This is a genomic window from Kutzneria sp. NPDC051319 (assembly GCF_040682195.1).
Taxonomy (GTDB): Bacteria; Actinomycetota; Actinomycetes; order Mycobacteriales; family Pseudonocardiaceae; genus Kutzneria.
The window spans coordinates 1-1589 of the sequence record NZ_JBFBAM010000160.1 but is presented as its reverse complement, the minus strand read 5'-3'; the positions used below and the strand labels follow the sequence as shown (position 1 = coordinate 1589).

Genomic DNA, 1589 nt, shown 5'->3' with positions numbered 1-1589 from the left:
GGCTCGGCGCGGCCGGCATGCCGCGGCGCTACGCCGACTACCTGGCCAGCGACGGCTTCACCACGCTCAACACCGTCTCGACCATCGGCGCGTACATCCTGGGCGCCTCCACGCTGCCCTTCATCTGGAACGTGTTCCGCAGTTACCGCTACGGCGAACGGGTCGTGGCCGACGACCCGTGGGGTTTCGGCAACTCCCTGGAGTGGGCCACGACCTGCCCGCCGCCGCGGCACAACTTCACCTCGCTGCCGCGCATCCGCTCCGAGCGCCCGGCGTTCGAGCTGCACTACCCGCACATGACCGACCGGCTGCGCGACGAGGCCCACGTGACGGCGACCCCCGCGCCGTCCGAGATGGGCGCAGCGACCGTGCAGTCCGACACCGGCTCGGATCAGGGCGACCCGAAGAAGAAGTGACGCGTACTGCCCGACAGGGCGGGTAGTCGGCGGCACCGAAGAAGAATCGAGGCGTTCTCATGAGCAGACAACCACTTGCCCCGCCCCGGAACCCGGCCGCCTTGCTGTCGCTGGTCGTCGGCGCGGTGTTCCTCCTGGTCGGCGTCCTGGGCTTCATCCCGGGCGCGACCACAGACTACGACATGATGAGCTTCGCCGGGCACGACTCCATGGCCAAGCTGTTGGGCCTGTTCCAGGTCTCCGTGCTGCACAACATCGTGCACCTGCTGTTCGGCGTCGCCGGGATCGCGCTCGCCCGCACGGCCCGCACGGCGGCGGGCTACCTGGTGGTCGGCGGCGTGGTCTACCTGGTCCTGTGGATCTACGGGCTGGTCGTCGACCAGGCCAGCCAGGCCAACTTCGTGCCGCTGAACACCCCGGACAACTGGCTGCACTTCGGCCTCGGGGTCGGCATGATCGCACTCGGGCTGCTCGCCTACCGCACCGTCCGCGCCGGCGCTGCCGCCGGTTCGGACGCAGGCGACGTCACGGGAAGGCAGGCGTGAGCACGACCTCCGACGACGCCCTCGACGTCGTCGAACTGCTGGAGCGGCAGCATCGCGAGATCAAGGGCCTGTTCAGCAAGGTGGAGATGTCCGCGGGTGACCAGCGTCGGCTGGCCTTCGAGCAGCTGGTGCACCTGCTGGCCGTGCACGAGACGGCCGAGGAGGAGGTGGTGCACCCGGCCGCCCGCGAGGCGGGCGTGCAAGAGGTGGTGCGGGAGCGGCTGCGGGAGGAGCACGACGCCAAGGAGGTGTTGCAGCAGCTCGACAAGCTCGGCCCCGACGCCGAGCATTTCATGGACGCCTTCCGGCAGCTGCGCCAGGACGTGACCGAGCACGCCGAGCACGAGGAGCGTGAGGAGTTCCCGGCGCTGCGCGCCTTGCACGACCGGGACCGGCTCAAGGCGATGGCGGAGGCTATGCGGGCGGCGGAGGCCGTCGCCCCGACGCATCCGCATCCCGGCGTGGAGAGCGGCGCCGCGAACGTCGTCATCGGCACGCCGACGGCGATCGTGGACCGGGTCCGGGACGCGGTCCGCAAGGCCATGGGCCGCAGCACGACCGGCACGTCCGACTGACCGGTGAGGGGCGCCGCCCGATCGGCGCCCCTCACCCCCGCACCACCAACAGC

Annotated in this window: 2 protein-coding genes and 1 pseudogene; all 3 read left to right on the top strand. The window is 70.8% G+C overall.

What is annotated here, in order from left to right; translation table 11 throughout:
- A pseudogene (locus AB0M73_RS49740) lies at positions 1 to 416 on the top strand (cytochrome ubiquinol oxidase subunit I); the annotation flags it as partial.
- A gap of 59 nt (positions 417 to 475) precedes the next feature.
- Entirely contained in the window at positions 476 to 961 is a 486-nt protein-coding gene (locus tag AB0M73_RS49735; protein ID WP_363907236.1) for a DUF4383 domain-containing protein, read from the top strand.
- Positions 958 to 1536: a hemerythrin domain-containing protein gene (locus AB0M73_RS49730; protein WP_363907234.1), complete on the top strand. Its 579-nt coding sequence runs from the start codon at positions 958 to 960 to the stop codon at positions 1534 to 1536. The genes AB0M73_RS49735 and AB0M73_RS49730 overlap by 4 nt, the downstream gene beginning before the upstream one ends.
- Positions 1537 to 1589: the final 53 nt, after the last annotated feature.